The organism is Flavobacterium hibisci (genome assembly GCF_020026925.1).
GTDB classification, from domain to species: Bacteria; Bacteroidota; Bacteroidia; order Flavobacteriales; family Flavobacteriaceae; genus Flavobacterium; species Flavobacterium hibisci.
Genome location: NZ_JAIQDW010000003.1, coordinates 107,126 through 121,337 on the forward strand (window position 1 = coordinate 107,126; position 14,212 = coordinate 121,337).

The following is a 14,212-nucleotide window of genomic DNA, read 5'->3' on the forward strand; positions in this document are numbered from 1 at the left end:
TGTAACATTATATTAAAAAAATCTACTGATGAGTTAGTTACCTTTTATTAGGTTTTTGATTTAAATTTATTGAATTTTACTTTATCGAAAAAACGAACATATGCTACTTTATCTTAGGTTATTAAAAGAAAGTCTGAGCTTTGCCATTAATGCTTTACGAAATAATAAATTGCGAACATTATTATCACTGTTAGGTGTGACTATTGGTATTTTTTCGATTATTGCTGTATTGGCGGCTGTTGATTCCCTCGATAGAAAAATTTCAAAAGATTTAAGTAGTTTAGATAAAAATACAATTTATTTAATGAAATATAACTTTGGCCCATCTGAAATTCCACAATGGAAAAGAGAGCAGTTTCCAAATGTAAAATATGATGAATATATTGCCCTGAAAAACTCTCTGAATAATACAGATCAGGTAGGTTATCAGCTATTTGTAAATAGAGAAACTTTAAAATATGATTCGAAAACCGTTGCCGATGTAAATATGATTCCTTCTTCTTTCGAAATGGTTAATATTGACGGATTGAGTTTTGACAAAGGAAGATTTTATAATGAATCCGAATCGAATTCAGGAACTCCCGTAATTGTTTTAGGTTATGATATTGCCAATGGACTTTTTGGAGAAAGCGATCCTATTGGGAAAAATATTCGTCTATACGGACAGCGTTTTACGGTTATCGGAGTAATGACAAAACAAGGGGCAGGGTTTTTCGGAGACAGTAATGATACTTCTGTGTATTTCCCGGCTAATTTCCTGCGTAGAATGTACGGCGACAGCGATTCGATGACACCAGTAATTGTTTTAAAACCGGTAAAAGGTGTAGATATGGATGCTTATAAAGCAGAAGTTGCTCAAAAACTAAGAGCAATTCGCGGAATGAAAGCAGGGGAGATGGATAATTTCTTTATAAATGTACTTTCCGGATTTACCGATTTTATTGATGGAATTCTCGGTCAAATGAATGTTGTAGGGTGGATTATCAGCGGGTTTTCTCTTTTAGTTGGAGGTTTTGGAATCGCTAATATTATGTTCGTATCGGTAAAAGAAAGAACGAATTTAATCGGAATTCAAAAATCATTGGGAGCGAAGAATAAATTTATTCTGTTCCAGTTTTTATTTGAAGCTATAATTCTTTCGGTAATTGGTGGAATTATTGGTTTGCTGATGGTTTGGGGAATTGCTGTAATCCTCACAAAAGTGCTTGATTTTGATTTTGTTTTAAGTTTGGGGAATATTCTTTTAGGAACTGGTTTAGCCGCACTTATCGGATTGATTTCGGGAATTCTGCCGGCAATTTCGGCGGCAAATTTAGATCCTGTTGAGGCTATTCGGACGGGAATGTGATTTTTGAGGTTCAAAGGTTCAGAGTAACAAAGGTTCAAAGTTTTTTTGACAGAATTTTAATTTTAACCCAGAGAAATAAATTCCATAGGAATTAAATATCGGTAGCAACGGAATTTATTTTCCGTTGAAAAAATGAAATCACACATTCAGAAGTTCCGTAGGAACGACACATTGGTAGATATAAAAAAATCCCAGAAAGCAATTTTCCGGGATTTTGTGTTTTTAGAAAAGTATAAAACTTATTTTCTAATATCATTATTCTGAATCAAATCAATATATAAATTGATCTTATCTTTCAATTCTTTTCTAGGCGTGATAAAGTCAAGGAAGCCGTGCTCTAAAAGAAACTCAGCAGTCTGGAAACCTTCCGGTAAATCTTTTCCTGTGGTATCACGTACAACACGCGGACCAGCAAAACCAATCAAAGCGCCCGGCTCAGAGATGTTGATGTCTCCTAACATTGCGTAAGATGCAGTTGTTCCACCCGTTGTAGGGTCTGTACAAAGAGAGATATAAGGTAATTTAGCTTCTGCTAATTGAGCCAGTTTTACAGAAGTTTTGGCTAATTGCATTAAAGAATAAGCAGCTTCCATCATACGAGCTCCACCAGACTTGGAAATCATTACAAAAGGTAATTTATTTTTGATTGCGTGATCAATACCTCTTGCGATCTTTTCCCCTACAACTGCTCCCATAGATCCACCAATAAAAGCGAAATCCATACAGCAGATTACAAGTTCTTTTCCTTTAGATTTTCCTACTCCGGTACGTACAGCGTCTTTAAGGTGCGTTTTTTCCATTACATCTTTCAAACGCTCTGCATATTTTTTTGTATCCACAAAATGCAAAGGATCTTTTGATGTCATGTTTTTATCTAACTCAACAAATTCGTTGTTGTCGAATAAAATTTCAAAATAGGTTGCGCTTCCAATTCGAACGTGAAAATCATCTTCAGGGCTTACGAATAAGTTTCTCGCTAATTCGTCTGCATCAATAATTTTTCCGGTAGGAGATTTGTACCACAATCCTTTCGGAACGTCCATCTTGTCTTCTGTCGCAGTCGTAATCCCTTTTTCCTGTCTTTTAAACCAAGCCATATTGAATGTTTTATTTGTTTGAGGTTTCAGGTTTCAAGTTGCGAAACCTGAAGCCTGAAACTTTAAACTTGAAACTTTTTTATTATAGTGTATTCACGTTATTCAAATCTGCAAAAGCTTGCTCCAATCTTGCGTTGAATGTTACTTCGCTTTCACGAACCCATCTTCTTGGGTCATAATATTTTTTGTTTGGAGCATCCGGGCCTTCTGGGTTACCAATTTGAGATTTCAAATAGTCAAGGTTTTTAACCATATAATCCCGGATTCCTTCAGTATATGCAAATTGTAAATCGGTATCAATATTCATTTTGATCACTCCGTAGCTGATTCCTTCTCTGATTTCTTCAAGTGTAGAACCAGAACCTCCGTGGAAAACGAAATCTACAGGGTTATGACCTGTATTGAATTTCTTTTGAACGAAATCCTGAGAATTTTTTAAGATTTTTGGAGTCAATTTTACGTTTCCTGGTTTGTAAACACCGTGAACGTTTCCAAAAGCAGCAGCAATTGTAAATTTAGGACTTACTTTAGATAATTCTTCGTAAGCATAAGCTACTTCTTCTGGCTGAGTGTATAATTTGGAGCTATCAACGTCAGAGTTGTCAACGCCATCTTCTTCACCACCTGTAATACCAAGTTCGATTTCTAATGTCATTCCCATTTTGCTCATTCTTGCCAAATATTCTTTACAGATCTCAATGTTTTCTTCGATTGGCTCCTCAGACAAATCGATCATATGAGAACTGAATAATGGTTTTCCTGTTTCTGCAAAATGTTTTTCAGATGCATCTAACAAACCATCAATCCAAGGCAATAATTTTTTTGCGCAGTGGTCAGTATGTAAAATTACAGTTGCACCGTAAGCTTCTGCTAAAGTATGAATGTGTTTTGCTCCTGCAATACCACCTGCGATTGCTGCTTTTTCACCTGCATTCGATAATCCTTTTCCAGCGTTGAATTGCGCTCCTCCATTAGAGAACTGAATGATAACCGGAGCATTTAGTTTTGCTGCAGTTTCAAGAACGCCATTAATTGTGCTTGATCCGGTTACGTTTACTGCCGGAAGTGCAAATCCTTTTTCTTTTGCATAATTAAAGATTTCCTGAACCTGATCTCCTGTAGCTACTCCTGGTTTAATATTGTGTGCCATTGTAATTTTTTTTAGTTGTTTTTAGGTTTTTAGGTTGCAAAAATAAGAATTAATTAGCATTAGAACGGATAATTTATCCCAAAATTTAAAACTGAATGCCCAAAATTGTATTCTCTGAACCAACGTTTGCCCGGTTCATGCGCCGGATTATAAGTCTTAAAGCCTAAATCTAAACGAATAACAAAAAAGCTTAAATCATATCGCAAACCAAATCCGCTTCCTAAAGCAATTTCTTCGAAATCGTTTAAGCCAGAGAATTTTGCCTTTTCATCAGTTACATTATCGAGTACATTCCAGATATTTCCGGCGTCAGCAAAGATTGCACCTTTAACATCTCCGAAGATTTTGAATCGAAATTCCCCACTTAGGGCGAGCTTCATATTGGCTTCATTAAAGTCATTTACTGCATTTGTACTTCCCGGACCTAACGCATAAGGCTGCCAGGCGCGATTGTCATTTGATCCTCCGGAATAATAACTTCGTGAAAAAGGAATATAATCTGAGTTTCCAAAAGGAATTGCAATACCAAAAAAGCTTCGGACAGCCAGTACTTTTTCTTTGCCAAAATCCCAGTGTTTAATATAATCAAATTCGGTTTTAATATATTCTGAATATTCAAGATTAAATATTTCGTAATTGCCTCTTGAGTTTTTAGGAAGGCTTACTACGCCTGAAATGGCAGATAATAGAGTTCCTGCTGATTCTATTTTAGTTTTAAACTGATAAAAAGTATTATCTGCCAAATCTTTTTTGGTTGTTTTGGTAAATGTATAACTAGTGGCCAAAATAAAGTCATTTTCAGTAAGACGTACCCTTCTTTCTTCTATACCCTGAACGTCTTTGTATTTTGAATCCGATGCTGTCAATGCTGTTCTGTTATTTATAACATCATTAGTAAAATCTGAGGCTCCTTTAGGTATAGTCAGGTTTTTATTGGCTTGTTCTTCTGGTGTATCTCCCCAGTTGTTGTTATTGATATTGTAATCTTTTCCAATACTATTCAATTCATCATAAGAAGAAGTATATACTTTAAAATAGTTATCCGGATTCAGATTACGGACATATTGTGCGTTTAGTAAATCTAATTTTGCTGAATTGTATCTTTTTGGAGACCATAGGTAAGACAGGCCGCCTGTGAAGTTTTCCTTGTCTAGTCCAATGTTTCTTTGTTTAGAAAAACCGGCGGAAATTGACGTGGACGGGATCATGCTTTTCGGAATAATTTTTTCTGTTCCAAAAGGCATTAAGATTCTTGGGAAATTAAGTTTCATGTCAACTCCATATTCCGAAACATTAAAGAAATTATTATTAGGATTTGCCATGTCTTTTGATGACCCTATGTTTACACGAGCAGAAATTTCTAAGGTTTCAGCCCTGTTAAATACATTTCGAATTGTTTCTGAAACACTGGCTCCAATTCCAAAATCCTGAATATTGGAATGTGTTAAATCTAAGCTTGCGCCAAAGCTGTATTTTTTTCTTGGTGTCAGATAGACTTTTGCAATTAGAGATTGTGCTGTCGAATCTCGTTTATCAACTTCATATTGTATTGATGGGTAATTGAAAATTTTCAGATTGTTTAAGTAGCGGGAAGAAAGAGTAGTCCTAAAATCGGCATAAGTTCCTCCCTTTGTAATAAAAATAGCATCTGTAATAGCGCGGGGTTTGTATTTTAATTTGTCATAACTATACAAATTAAAGTTGTTGTAAGTGGTGCTGTCCTTTATTTGGCTTTTTGCCCGTGCAGGAGAATAATCAGTATAAATATTTACGTCACTTATTTTATACAGTTTAAAAGGTTCTGTCCTGCTGGAATCTTTTTCCTGAATACTGTTGTCTTTGATGATTAAATTTATGTCCGCCTTATTTTTTTTGCCAATGGTATCAACATCAAAGGTGACATATGTAGGCTGGAAATAGTAGGCTCCGTGATTTCTAAAATAGGTAGTAATACGATTTTTTTCTTCTTCAAAATCGCTGGTTTTGAATTGGTTACCTGATTTTAAAAATGAAGGCTCCGGGTTTGTTTTATATAATGAATCCAAAGCAGGTGTGCTTATGTTTTGTCTAATAGAATCCAAAGTAAAAACATTTCCGGTTGTAATATTGTAGTTGATTTTTGCTTTTTTATAGCCTACCGTGTCAATGTTGTAATTCATGGCTACATTAAAATAGCCATTGTTAAAATAATAGGATTTTAAACGAACTAATGTTTTTTTGGTTTTTGAAGTATCAATGATAACAGGAGGCTCACCGGTTCTTTTTAAGAATTCATGAATTCCTTTGTATAAAAATGACTGTCCAAGACGGTCTACTTGTTTAGCAGATAATATTTTAGATTGGCGCTCATATTTTCCTGGATTGTTTTTAAATTTTGCCTGATAACTAGAATCAGGATTTAATTTTGCCAGATTATATAAATTTAAACGCAGACGAAATCCTAATAAGTTACTGTTTGGTTTCTGATACATCTGATCTGAAGCAGTTTCATCATTAGTAGATTTTCCGTTTACAATAATATCATTTTTTATAAGTAAATTTTTTCCGTCCGGAACTCGTTTCACTGCATTACAAGCACAAATAAGTATTGCTATTAGAATAAATGCTGTTATTTTTGTAAAAATCTTTTTCAAGTGTTTTTAAATATTTAATTCAAAAGTACATTATATTTTATGATTAGTAAAAACCAAATAAAACTTATAACAGGTTTACATCAAAAAAAGCAACGTTTTGCTAATCAATTATTCTTTGCTGAAGGAATAAAGGTAATTCAGGAATTATTACAGTCCAATTTTGAATTAGAGTATTTATTCACAACACAAAATGATTTTGAAACGGTTGGGACTTCAAAACGTTTTCCTGTTACGGAACAGGAACTTAAAAAAATAAGTGCTTTATCAACTCCAAATACATGTCTGGCAGTATTCAAAATCCCTGCCGAAAATACAATAATCGACTCGGGCTTGATTTTAGCTTTAGATGATATTCGTGATCCGGGAAATCTAGGAACCATTTTAAGGCTTTGCGATTGGTTTGGAATTCAACAAATTATTTGCTCAAAAGAAACTGTCGATATCTACAACCCAAAGGTAGTGCAGGCCACAATGGGATCTATTGCCAGAGTAAATGTAAATTATGTCGATTTGAAATCTTTTATAACAAACGCAAAATTGCCTGTATTTGGAACTTTTATGAATGGCGAAAATATTTATCAGTCAGTACTGCCTCAAAATGGAATCATTATTATGGGTAATGAAGCCAATGGTATTTCAGCAGAAATTGAAAAAACAGTAACAAGCCGACTCACAATTCCCAGATTTGGTAAACTACAAAAAACCGAAAGTTTAAATGTAGCCACCGCTACTGCTATTGTTCTTAGTGAGTTTAAACGAAATAGTTAGGATTTTGTTTTAATGAAAAGTAAAATTTATTAAAATTGCCCTTGATTTCATCGAATCGATGTTGTCTGTCCATGGACTCGGCTGACCAGGATTATCACGAACTAATTCATCTGTTATTCCAAACATGCCTCTGATGGAGGGAGAAAAAATAAAATATTCAGAAAAAATATCGATGCCAAAACCAATTTCATAAGCAGAACTCCATGATTTAGTCCTAAATGTGCCCTCAAAGTTGTCGTCCTTTGACTTTGAATTACTGGATAAATTTAGAGTGGTAGAAAGTCCTCCTGTTAAATAAGGACGGATATTTCCTGTACGTAATGCCGAAAATTTTAATAGTAACGGAAAATGAATATAAGTACTGTTTACCTCTCTTAAATAATCACTTTCTGAATTTCCTACTCCCGAAAAATGCAAATCTCGTTTTGTGTAGTATAAACCCGGTTCAAAACGCAAATTTACATATTCCTGTAGTCTTAAATCTGCAACAACCCCAACATTAAATCCTGTTGTTTTCTTTACCTGGATATCTTCTGTGACTTCTTTGTAATCAAATTTAAAGTCAAAGCTGTTAAAGCCTAAATAATAACCAAAGTATAAACGTTGTTTCTGCCAGTTTTCCAGATTAATAATAGGATCTTTGCTAAACATGCTTTTAGCAAATTGTGAATATCCCTGTGCTGATAATACTAATAAAATTAAGACTACTGTTTTTTTCATACTATTTTTTTGAAGCAGAATATATCGTTGCAACTCCAAAAGTCTGAGGCATTGCCACAACTTCTATAAACCCAATTTTTCTTAAAATATTGTTTAGCGCTTCTCCATAAGGAAAAACAGCAGCAGATTCTGATAAATAACCATAAGCTGAATTATCTTTAGAAAATAATTTGCCTATAACTGGAAGTATGTTTTTAGTATAAAAACGATATCCTTGTCTATAAGGTGTTTTATCAGGAACTGAAGTTTCCAGAATTACAAATACACCATTTGGCTTTAAAACCCTTAAAATTTCAGCAAACCCTTTTTCTAAATTCTCAAAGTTTCGCACTCCAAAACTCACTGTAATAGCGTCAAAATAATTGTCCTCAAAAGGCATGTTTTCAGAATCACCTAATACTAATTCAATTCTGTTTGAAAGATTTTTTTCTTCTACTTTTTTTCTTCCAACTTCCAGCATTCCTGCAGAAATATCTAAACCAATAATTTTTTCGGCTTTGCTTTGTGCCATTAAAATTGCCAGATCCCCGGTTCCGGTAGCAATATCAAGTATGACTTTTGGCTTTGAATCAGAAACTATTTTTAATACTTTTTTGCGCCATTTTACATCTATTCCAAATGAAATCACACGATTTAAATTATCGTAGTTTCCTGATATAGTGTCAAACATTTGTGCAACCTGTTCTTTTTTGCCTAAAGTTGAGTTTTTGTACGGAGTTATTTTTTCAGACATTTTTTTTATTTACGCAAATATAACATAAAGTATTTAACTGCAATTGTGTTTCTTAATTAGGATTGAATGTTTTTAGATATTAATATTATTTTGTAAAATCACTAAAAGTGGGTATTGTAGGTAAAGTATTTATTGGTGAATTTAGCACTTGTAAAAATGTTAATATTTTTTCAATGATAAATAGAGATACAATGACCCAAATCAAGTGGGTGCTCCTTGCGCTTAGCATCTCATTTGTTCTTGTAAGCTGTTTTGAAAGTACTGTTTTTGAGAGCAGTATTATATTTAAAGTGCAAAATACGTTCTTAGGATTAAATTTGTTTTTGGAAATTTTAATTTTCTTTGCCTTTAGTACCTTCGTGGTATTTGGTATTAAGGGTTTTTTTGAGATGTACTCTCAAAAAATATCAAATGTTATTATATTCCTTTCAGGGGTATTTTTAATATTTGTAATTTTTATTTTATGTTATCAAATATTGTTTCAAGAGTAGGTCATTGCTCTAATCATTTGATTTTAAAAAAAACATCCTCAATTTTTGAGGATGTTTTTTTTTATTTTTTAATGTATGTTTCGTAGGTGTAATCATAAAGATGGGTTTCGTCTTTAGAGTTGGCTTCGGATTCTACCAGTTGCCATTCCCTTTCATTGATTATAGGGAAAAAAGCATCAGCTTCAAAAGTGTGGTGAACACGTGTTATTTCAATTATATCAGCATATTGTAATCCAAGCGTGTAAATTTCGCCTCCTCCTATAATGTATGAATCTTCATTTTCGGGGCACATCGCAATCGCTTTTTCAATGCTGTCAACCACTATGCAGCCTCCCGGGTTATAATTTTCTTGTCGTGATATAACAATGTGCGTTCTGTTAGGCAATGGTTTTGGGAAGCTTTCGAAAGTTTTTCTTCCCATTATAATATGGTGATTAGTAGTAAGCGATTTGAATCTTTTAAAATCGTTTGGGAGATGCCAGACTAATTTGTTTTTCTTTCCCAGGGCATTGTTTTCGGCAACAGCCGCTATCATTATAAGCATAGTGTGTTAAAGACTAAATTTTATTTTCAGGATTATCATTGATAGAGGACTCTAATTGATTAATTCTCTTCTGCTGAAGTGCAACCAATCGGTCAATCTGCTCTCTTTCCCATTTTTTATTCATAAATCGATCTGTAATGTAGATTTTTATGAAGTGCAAAATAAAGATAAAAAACCATAAAGTAATGATCCATGTACACCAATTTTGTTCTGTTCCAATACTAAAACCAAAAAAACGATTAGCAACAAATAAAAATAAGCTTCCTAACAAAAAAAGAACAAAATGAAAATATAAAGCTTTTTTCTGTCTGATTCTTTTACGAGCATACTCATATTGTTCATGTACTTCTTTTTCCATAATTTATTCAAAATAAGATCATAAAGTTATAATTTATTTTGAAAAATCGCTATTTTGAATAAATAATATTTGATTCAAAATCGGCTTAAAATCCGAATTTATAAATTAAAAAGCCTGAAATTATCGATAGTGTAAAAAATATATTTCTGGTTGCTATAATCATAAATCATACAGGGTACGTATTGATTAATCAGATGAATTTGCGAACTTTGAAGGTATAAATCTAAAAATGAAACAGTTATGTCTTTGAAAAAGCAATTTATAAAAACGAAACCGGTTTGTAAAGTAACATTTGCAATTGAGGCGAAAGATGCTAATTCCGTCGCTGTAGTTGGGGATTTTAATAACTGGAACATAGAAGAGGGAACATTAAGCAAACTGAAAAACGGAACTTTTAAGGCCACTTATGACTTAGTAAAAGATGCAATTTATGAGTTTAAGTATGTGGTTGACGGGCTATATATCAATGATCCGGAAGCAGATTCTTACAGATGGAATGATTTTGCAGGAAGTGAAAATAGCGTTTTAATAGTATAAAAAATCCGCTTCAATTCAAGCGGATTTTTGTTTTTATACAGCAACGCTACCTTTTATGGCAGGGTGTGGATTATAGTCAACAAGAGTGAAATCAGTATAATCAAAATCAAAAATGTTTTTGATCTCTGGATTTAAAATCATTTTTGGTAATGGCTTTGGTTCACGAGTCAATTGTAATTCCAATTGCTCGAAATGATTGTTATAAATATGTGCATCACCAAAAGTATGAATGAATTCACCGCATTCTAAATCACAAACCTGAGCAATCATCATAGTCAATAATGCATAAGAAGCAATATTGAAAGGTACTCCTAAAAAGATATCAGCACTTCGCTGGTACAACTGACACGAAAGTTTTCCTTTTGTTTCTCCTTTTTCGGTATTGGGACTTGAAACATAAAATTGAAAAAAAGCATGGCAGGGTGGTAAAGCAGCTTTATTATTGGCTACATTTTCTTCAAAAGATTTCTTCGTATCCGGTAAAACAGAAGGGTTCCAGGCAGAAACCAGCATTCTGCGGCTATTCGGGTTCGTTTTTAATTCAGTGATTAATTCTGAGATTTGATCAATTTCTTCACTATTCCAATTGCGCCACTGATGTCCGTAAACGGGGCCTAAATCACCATTAGAATTAGCCCATTCATCCCATATTTTTACTCCGTTATCCTGAAGGTATTTAATATTGGTATCACCCTTTAAAAACCAAAGTAATTCATAAATGATAGATTTTAAATGCAGTTTTTTAGTAGTAACCATTGGAAAACCTTCACTTAAATCAAAACGCATCTGGTATCCAAAAACACTTTTAGTGCCTGTTCCGGTTCGGTCTCCTTTTTGATTGCCGTTTTCTAAAACGTGTTTTACTAAATCTAAGTATTGTTTCATTTTATAAAATCTAAATAATTAATTCTGAAATCTAAAGTCAAACATCTATGAATTTTATCTTCTGGAGATTTCGTCTCTAATTTTAGCGGCTTTTTCATAATCTTCCTGAAAAACTGCCTGATCCAATAATTCATTCAATTCTTGTAAGCTGTGTTTGGCATAAACATCTCCGGACTGATTTGTTTCTTCTTCATGACCAAACGTTTCAGGATTAGAAAGTACATCATCAATTTCCTGTGTGCCGGGATCGGTTTCTGCAGTACTTGATTTCAGGTAAATTCCGGCTTTATCTAAAATGTTTTTATAAGTAAATATTGGAGCGCTGAATCTTAACGCCAATGCAATAGCATCAGATGTTCTGGCATCAATAATTTCTTCGATTTTGTCTCTTTCGCATATCAAGCTTGAATAAAAAACACCGTCAACAAGTTTATGTATAATGACCTGTTTTACCACTATATCAAATCTTTCGGCGAAATTTTTAAATAAATCATGCGTTAATGGGCGGGGAGGTTTAATCTCTTTTTCTAAGGCAATAGCAATTGATTGGGCTTCAAAAGCACCAATAACAATTGGTAATTTTCTTTCGCCATCCACTTCGTTCAAAATTAAGGCATAAGCGCCATTTTGAGTTTGACTGTATGATATTCCCTTTATGGATAATTTTACTAGACTCATATGTGTTTGTAAAAAAGGCACTTAGCGCCTCTATTTAATACTTTTTTTGACTGAAAAATAAAGGTGCAATTTTAATCAAAAAATATGGAACAAAAAAGCCACCTAAACAAAGATACGATTATCTTATTTTTAGGCAGCTATATTTTTATAGAGAATTTTTAAATTAAGAATGTTGCGCTTTAAAAGCCTTTAGTTTCTCAATTAATTGTGGTACGATTTCAAAAGCATCTCCTACGACACCATAATCTGCTACTTTAAAAAATGGGGCTTCAGGGTCGCTGTTAATGACTACTTTTACTTTTGATGAGTTGATACCGGCAATATGCTGAATAGCTCCTGAAATACCTATAGCAATATATAAGTTTGTAGCAACTGGTTTCCCTGTTTGTCCAACGTGTTCGCTGTGAGGTCTCCATCCTAAGTCAGAAACCGGTTTTGAACATGCCGTTGCAGCGCCTAATACTGCAGCTAAATCTTCTATCAATCCCCAGTTTTCAGGACCTTTTAATCCGCGTCCTCCCGAAACTACAATGTCTGCATCAGCTATTGATACTTTTCCGCTTACTTTTTCTACAGAATCTACTTTTACACCAAAATCATTATCTCCAATTGAAGGATTAAAATCTTCTTCGGTTGCAGATCCTGCACTTTCAAAAATGCCATAAGAGTTTTTTGCAAGCCCCAGAACTTTTATATCTGTACTGATTTCTGTAATGTTGAAAGCTTTGTTTGAAAAAGCATTTCTTTTTACCTGAAAAGGTGAAGTACTAACCGGTAATCCCACCACATTTGAAGCAAAACCAGCTTCTAAGGCAACAGCAACCAATGGCGAAAGGTAAATACTATCTGTAGTTGAAGAAAGCAAAACTAATTTCGTGCCTTCTTTTTCAGCTGCTTGTTTAATAACATCAGCGTAAGCTTTAGCATTAAAACCAGCTAATTTATCATTGTTTACTTTTAAAACCTTGTCAACTCCGTATTTTGCTAATTCGCTAACATCGCTGATGTTTACAGTCAAAGCTGTAACCGTAGTTCCTAATGATTCTGCTACTTTTTTAGCGTAAGAAGCTAATTCGAAAGCGACTTTTTTAAATTTTCCTTCTGCAGATTCTGCATATATTAATATTGACATGATATTTTTGTTTAAAGGTTATTAGTTTCAAGTTTCAGGTTTCAAACTGAACACTCAATACTAGATTACTTTCGCTTCGTTGTGTAATAAATTGATTAACTCATCTAAATTATCTGCAGGCACTAATTTTACAGCAGATTTAGGAGCTGGTTTTTCAAATTTTACAGCTTTTGTATTAACAGCTGCATCAACTGGTTCAAGAATGGTAAGCGCTTTTGTTCTTGCTGTCATGATTCCTCTCATGTTTGGAATACGTAAATCTTTTTCCTCGACAAGACCTTTTTGACCTCCAATAATTAAAGGAAGAGTAGTACTTACCGTTTCTTTTCCTCCGTCAATTTCGCGAACAGCTTTTACATTGTTTCCTTCAACAGTAATAGCTGTACAGGAATTTAAAAAGTTATAACCTAAAATTCCGGCAATCATACCAGGAACCATTCCGCCGTTGTAATCCAAAGATTCTTTTCCTGCAATTACTAAGTCGTAACCGCCATTTTTAATTACTTCAGCCAATTGTTTAGCAACAAAAAAACCGTCTGTTGGGTTTGCATTTACACGAATTGCCTCGTTTGCGCCAATTGCCAAAGCTTTACGTAAAGTCGGCTCTGTATCCGGACCACCAACATTTACAACCGTTACATTTGCTCCTTGTTGTTCCTGAAACCAGATAGCACGGGTTAAACCAAATTCATCGTTAGGATTAATTACATATTGTACACCATTGGTATCAAATTCTGAATCACCATTGGAGAAGTTAATTTTTGAAGTAGTATCAGGCACATGGCTGATGCAAACCAATATTTTCATAAGTATATATTTTGAATTTATAATATGCTTTTACAAATTTAGAATTTAATTTGGAATAATTATACTATGCATGCATAATATTTTTTAAAACTATTACGATTTCGGAAATTGCTGGTTTTTGGGATACTTTCGTGAAAAAATAAAATCAAAACTTTATTGATAGTATTGGTTTTTAGAGAACTTTATTTTTTTAAGGTATATAGAATGCTTAATGATAGCTAATTAATGTTCTTTCTCGAAATAACATAAAAAAGATTTTTGAATGTTTTAGGATAAATCAGATAAAATGGGATTTTATGAAATATTTTTTAATCAATAAAAGTGGCGCTAT

At 33.5% G+C, this 14,212-nt stretch carries 14 protein-coding genes; 3 read left to right on the forward strand and 11 right to left on the reverse strand.

The window, feature by feature from the left end:
• Positions 1 to 100 precede the first annotated feature (100 nt).
• Positions 101 to 1,348 (forward strand): ABC transporter permease, encoded by a 1,248-nt coding sequence (locus K8B81_RS04490; protein ID WP_223679255.1) that lies wholly within the window; start codon positions 101 to 103, stop codon positions 1,346 to 1,348.
• Positions 1,349 to 1,587: 239 nt separating this feature from the next.
• On the opposite strand, the gene accD is transcribed toward K8B81_RS04490, so the two are convergent.
• From accD to tamL, 3 genes are all read right to left on the reverse strand, one after another.
• The gene (gene accD / locus K8B81_RS04495; protein ID WP_223679257.1) at positions 1,588 to 2,445 is read right to left on the reverse strand and encodes an acetyl-CoA carboxylase, carboxyltransferase subunit beta; all 858 of its coding nucleotides are present in this window, start codon (positions 2,443 to 2,445) and stop codon (positions 1,588 to 1,590) included.
• 82 nt (positions 2,446 to 2,527) lie between these two features.
• A complete protein-coding gene (fbaA, locus tag K8B81_RS04500) occupies positions 2,528 to 3,595 on the reverse strand; it encodes a class II fructose-bisphosphate aldolase (RefSeq protein ID WP_207297995.1) in 1,068 nt (355 codons plus the stop codon).
• Positions 3,596 to 3,654: 59 nt separating this feature from the next.
• Complete coding sequence (gene tamL, locus K8B81_RS04505) at positions 3,655 to 6,228, reverse strand: translocation and assembly module lipoprotein TamL (protein WP_223679259.1); 2,574 nt, start codon at positions 6,226 to 6,228, stop codon at positions 3,655 to 3,657.
• 39 nt (positions 6,229 to 6,267) lie between these two features.
• On the opposite strand from tamL, the gene K8B81_RS04510 reads away from it, so the two are divergent.
• Positions 6,268 to 6,996 (forward strand): TrmH family RNA methyltransferase, encoded by a 729-nt coding sequence (locus K8B81_RS04510; RefSeq protein WP_223679261.1) that lies wholly within the window; start codon positions 6,268 to 6,270, stop codon positions 6,994 to 6,996.
• A gap of 9 nt (positions 6,997 to 7,005) precedes the next feature.
• Here the strand turns inward: K8B81_RS04510 and porT are convergent, their stop codons facing one another.
• The 4 genes from porT to K8B81_RS04530 form a co-directional block, all read right to left on the reverse strand.
• Positions 7,006 to 7,716 carry a type IX secretion/gliding motility protein PorT/SprT gene (gene porT, locus K8B81_RS04515; RefSeq protein ID WP_025571569.1) on the reverse strand — a complete coding sequence of 237 codons (711 nt, stop codon included), beginning with the start codon at positions 7,714 to 7,716 and terminating at the stop codon, positions 7,006 to 7,008.
• A gap of 1 nt (position 7,717) precedes the next feature.
• Positions 7,718 to 8,449, reverse strand: coding sequence for a bifunctional demethylmenaquinone methyltransferase/2-methoxy-6-polyprenyl-1,4-benzoquinol methylase UbiE (ubiE, locus tag K8B81_RS04520; protein ID WP_223679263.1), 732 nt, complete (start codon positions 8,447 to 8,449; stop codon positions 7,718 to 7,720).
• A gap of 552 nt (positions 8,450 to 9,001) precedes the next feature.
• Entirely contained in the window at positions 9,002 to 9,484 is a 483-nt protein-coding gene (locus K8B81_RS04525) for a dihydrofolate reductase (RefSeq protein WP_025571574.1), read from the reverse strand.
• 13 nt (positions 9,485 to 9,497) lie between these two features.
• Positions 9,498 to 9,842, reverse strand: coding sequence for a 2TM domain-containing protein (locus K8B81_RS04530; RefSeq protein ID WP_025571575.1), 345 nt, complete (start codon positions 9,840 to 9,842; stop codon positions 9,498 to 9,500).
• A gap of 240 nt (positions 9,843 to 10,082) precedes the next feature.
• On the opposite strand from K8B81_RS04530, the gene K8B81_RS04535 reads away from it, so the two are divergent.
• A complete protein-coding gene (locus K8B81_RS04535; RefSeq protein WP_025571577.1) occupies positions 10,083 to 10,379 on the forward strand; it encodes an isoamylase early set domain-containing protein in 297 nt (98 codons plus the stop codon).
• Between the two features lie 33 nt (positions 10,380 to 10,412).
• On the opposite strand, the gene K8B81_RS04540 is transcribed toward K8B81_RS04535, so the two are convergent.
• The 4 genes from K8B81_RS04540 to K8B81_RS04555 form a co-directional block, all read right to left on the reverse strand.
• A complete protein-coding gene (locus K8B81_RS04540) occupies positions 10,413 to 11,264 on the reverse strand; it encodes a thymidylate synthase (RefSeq protein WP_223679264.1) in 852 nt (283 codons plus the stop codon).
• Between the two features lie 54 nt (positions 11,265 to 11,318).
• Positions 11,319 to 11,942, reverse strand: coding sequence for a bifunctional nuclease family protein (locus tag K8B81_RS04545; protein ID WP_223679266.1), 624 nt, complete (start codon positions 11,940 to 11,942; stop codon positions 11,319 to 11,321).
• Positions 11,943 to 12,105: 163 nt separating this feature from the next.
• Positions 12,106 to 13,074 (reverse strand): electron transfer flavoprotein subunit alpha/FixB family protein, encoded by a 969-nt coding sequence (locus K8B81_RS04550; RefSeq protein WP_223679268.1) that lies wholly within the window; start codon positions 13,072 to 13,074, stop codon positions 12,106 to 12,108.
• 60 nt (positions 13,075 to 13,134) lie between these two features.
• Positions 13,135 to 13,881 (reverse strand): electron transfer flavoprotein subunit beta/FixA family protein, encoded by a 747-nt coding sequence (locus tag K8B81_RS04555; protein WP_025571583.1) that lies wholly within the window; start codon positions 13,879 to 13,881, stop codon positions 13,135 to 13,137.
• Positions 13,882 to 14,212 lie beyond the last annotated feature (331 nt).

Coding starts and splice junctions, on each gene's coding strand:
- K8B81_RS04490 (WP_223679255.1), top strand. CDS start 101: ATGCTACTTTATCTTAGGTTATTAAAAGAAAGTCTGAGCTTTGCCATT.
- accD (WP_223679257.1), bottom strand. CDS start 2,445: ATGGCTTGGTTTAAAAGACAGGAAAAAGGGATTACGACTGCGACAGAA.
- fbaA (WP_207297995.1), bottom strand. CDS start 3,595: ATGGCACACAATATTAAACCAGGAGTAGCTACAGGAGATCAGGTTCAG.
- K8B81_RS04510 (WP_223679261.1), top strand. CDS start 6,268: ATGATTAGTAAAAACCAAATAAAACTTATAACAGGTTTACATCAAAAA.
- porT (WP_025571569.1), bottom strand. CDS start 7,716: ATGAAAAAAACAGTAGTCTTAATTTTATTAGTATTATCAGCACAGGGA.
- ubiE (WP_223679263.1), bottom strand. CDS start 8,449: ATGTCTGAAAAAATAACTCCGTACAAAAACTCAACTTTAGGCAAAAAA.
- K8B81_RS04525 (WP_025571574.1), bottom strand. CDS start 9,484: ATGCTTATAATGATAGCGGCTGTTGCCGAAAACAATGCCCTGGGAAAG.
- K8B81_RS04530 (WP_025571575.1), bottom strand. CDS start 9,842: ATGGAAAAAGAAGTACATGAACAATATGAGTATGCTCGTAAAAGAATC.
- K8B81_RS04535 (WP_025571577.1), top strand. CDS start 10,083: ATGTCTTTGAAAAAGCAATTTATAAAAACGAAACCGGTTTGTAAAGTA.
- K8B81_RS04540 (WP_223679264.1), bottom strand. CDS start 11,264: ATGAAACAATACTTAGATTTAGTAAAACACGTTTTAGAAAACGGCAAT.
- K8B81_RS04545 (WP_223679266.1), bottom strand. CDS start 11,942: ATGAGTCTAGTAAAATTATCCATAAAGGGAATATCATACAGTCAAACT.
- K8B81_RS04550 (WP_223679268.1), bottom strand. CDS start 13,074: ATGTCAATATTAATATATGCAGAATCTGCAGAAGGAAAATTTAAAAAA.
- K8B81_RS04555 (WP_025571583.1), bottom strand. CDS start 13,881: ATGAAAATATTGGTTTGCATCAGCCATGTGCCTGATACTACTTCAAAA.